1 protein-coding gene is annotated in these 1,048 nt (G+C 45.0%); it reads left to right on the top strand.

Translation table 11 applies throughout. The features are described from left to right. Positions 1-919 (top strand): serine--tRNA ligase (gene serS, locus BCT81_RS03125; RefSeq protein WP_102423209.1); only part of this gene is annotated, 919 nt, incomplete at its 5' end. Positions 920-1,048 lie beyond the last annotated feature (129 nt).

Raw genomic sequence — 1,048 nt, 5'->3', positions numbered from 1 at the left:
ACCTAAGACTTACGACTTCGAAGTGAAAGATCACGTTGATCTTGGCGAAATGTCTGGCGGTCTTGATTTTGCTAGCGCAGTAAAAATCTCAGGTTCTCGTTTCATCGTGATGAAAGGCAAATTTGCACGTCTACACCGTGCGATTGCTCAGTTCATGTTGGACCTTCACACTGATGAGCACGGCTACACAGAAATGTACGTACCGTACCTAGTAAACCACGATAGCCTATACGGCACGGGTCAACTTCCTAAGTTTGGCGAAGACTTGTTCCACACAAGCCCGCTAACTGAGCAAGTAAGTGACGTACCTCTTAAGACGCTATCACTTATCCCTACTGCGGAAGTACCGGTAACGAACATGGTTCGCGATACCATTACAGACGAAGCTGAACTGCCACTTAAGATGACAGCTCACACACCATGCTTCCGTTCTGAAGCAGGTTCTTACGGTCGTGACACTCGTGGTCTTATCCGTATGCACCAATTCGACAAAGTTGAACTAGTACAAATTACTAAGCCAGAAGACTCTATGGCTGCTCTTGAAGAGCTAACAGGTCACGCTGAAAAAGTACTTCAACTTCTAGAGCTTCCTTACCGTAAAGTGGTTCTATGTACTGGTGACATGGGCTTCGGCGCTGCGAAAACTTACGACTTAGAAGTATGGGTTCCAGCACAAGAGACTTACCGCGAAATCTCTTCTTGTTCAAACATGTGGGATTTCCAAGCTCGTCGTATGCAAGCTCGTTTCCGTCGTAAAGGCGAGAAGAAACCTGAACTTGTGCACACACTAAACGGTTCTGGTCTTGCTGTTGGTCGTACTATGGTTGCGATTCTTGAGAACAACCAAGAAGCAGATGGCCGTATTGCTATCCCAGCAGTACTTCAGCCATACATGGGCGGCGTAACGCACATCGGCTAATCGTTTTACGATTTAATGAGCTCATAAAATATTGAAAACCCAGTCTATTGGCTGGGTTTTTTATTGCCTTAATAATAGTTTGGTGCATTCCTTAGCTACTTTTATTTCAGTACTATTACTGTAGTGTAA

The organism is Vibrio sp. 10N.261.52.A1, assembly GCF_002876325.1.
In the GTDB taxonomy this organism is placed as follows: domain Bacteria; phylum Pseudomonadota; class Gammaproteobacteria; order Enterobacterales; family Vibrionaceae; genus Vibrio; species Vibrio chagasii.
The sequence above is the reverse complement of the archived record's forward strand: the minus strand, read 5'-3'. Positions and strand labels throughout refer to the sequence as shown.